We start from the raw sequence: 1,800 nt of genomic DNA on the forward strand, positions 1-1,800 counted from the left end.
CCCATGTTGAATAAGAATTGGAAATTCGCCACATTCATTTTAGCGTTATAGACGTTATTCACGGTGGCTAAATTCACATACTCAGAATTGAGCCATGAAGTGCCCGCTAACGCAATCCCGCCAAAAAGCCCCACAGAAAGCTTGTTGTTTTTGCCTAAGAAATTGGTGGCTTTATCGTTGATGAAGTTATAAAGAGCGTCCGCTCCAAAGCCATAAGTCCACACGTCAGAAGCCGAGTTGAAGAAGCTGGATTTAATGAACGCATGGTTGTAATCAAAAAAGCCGTAATACCTAGCGCCCCATTTTCTTTTTTGGCCAAAGAATTGTTTGTAGCCCACCTGAATACCGATCCCATTCATGGCACCGTTGTTGGTTTGAGAGCTGACGATACCCACTTTCCTAAAGGGGTTTCGGCCTAATTCTTGGTTGATGGTTTGGATTTGGTTGTAAGAATTTGGATTGAGGTAGTAATTGGTTTCTATGCCTTGCGGGCTATAGGGGTTATTCTTTTTACTCACCACATTTTGCAAAGACTGAGCGTTAGGGACTTTGGAGAGCGCGGTAGTGATGCTGTTATAGGTGTTGCCCAATTCATTGTATTTAGATTTGAAATTCACTAGAGTGTCAGCGATGTTTTCGGCTTGCTGTATTTGCTCGGCTTGAGTGCCAAAATGCGCGATGCTGTTTTTTAGATTCGTTATGGTTTGCCCCACATAGGCGCAACCGGCCCCCCAAGTGTTAGAAGTTACCTGACCTGGATTGGTGCCCCTACGCTCACCCCCTTGCACTTCATAACACACCCCTAAAGAGTCTGATACAAAGGCTGTAGGGATTTTTTCAAAGTTTTTCACCACTTGTTCGGCTTGGTTTAAAATCTCTGCTTGCGCTTGTGCATTTTTGAGCATGCTTTGCGCAAAGCTAGCGTCTGTGTAGGGGTTGAATGGTTTTCCAGTGTCCAGGTTGTTTTGATTTTGCGCGTTTTCACTAACGATTTTGCTTTGCGCAACAGCTTCTTGCGCGTTAGCGATCATGCCTTGGATCGCGCTGATTTCATTGGCAAACATCCCGCACATTGTCCCATTGCCGCTTATCCCTTGCCAATAACCGCTACCACCATTCTGAAAGTTTGGGCATGCCTCATTTAGGGTAGTGATAATGATGCTCGCTTGTTCTAAAAGGGTTTGAGCGTTATTTTCTGTGTTGATATTTTCTGTTGTTGGTGTTGATGTTCCTCCATTCCACGAGGTTGAAATAGCTTTCCCATGACTCCATGGGTATACTAAAGGTTCATTTGGTTTGCCACCCGTTCTTTTGTCTCCATTGATAGTGAAATCAAGTTTTGTGGTGGTGTTACTCAAAACCGGGATACCATCTCCATTAGATCCATTGGCTGTCAAAGCCTTTTGAATGATTTGGTAGGCTTGATTGATTTTCGCATAATTTTCAGTGGATATAGTGCTATCCCTTCCTGGCTCATAATACGAATTGCAAGTGATGGTCGTCGTATCTTGTCCTGGCACATTATTAAAAGTTTGGATACCTCCATTCGCGCTCTCATTACTGCCAGGACCACAACCAGTAAAAGCATAGCTTGTAACTTGCCACAACCCCACTGCCGCATTCAACGCTAAAAGCACGGCTTGATACGCCGGAGAATTGGTTTTGACATCAAGCAAATTCCTAGAGCTTGAGCCTAGATTATCCCTTGCGTCGTTAATCGCGCTCGGATCAGCGGATAATTTGATAAGGGTGTTTAGGGTGCTGTAATTGTTCAAAAGGTTGTTCAGCTTTTCATAATTG

Annotated in this window: 1 protein-coding gene; it reads right to left on the bottom strand. The window is 44.0% G+C overall.

From position 1 onward, the window contains the following. A partial coding sequence (locus EAL49_RS08180; RefSeq protein ID WP_162973143.1) for an outer membrane protein occupies positions 1-1,800 on the bottom strand: 1,800 nt, incomplete at both ends.

This window comes from Helicobacter pylori (genome assembly GCF_003637665.1).
Taxonomy (GTDB): domain Bacteria; phylum Campylobacterota; class Campylobacteria; order Campylobacterales; family Helicobacteraceae; genus Helicobacter; species Helicobacter pylori_CK.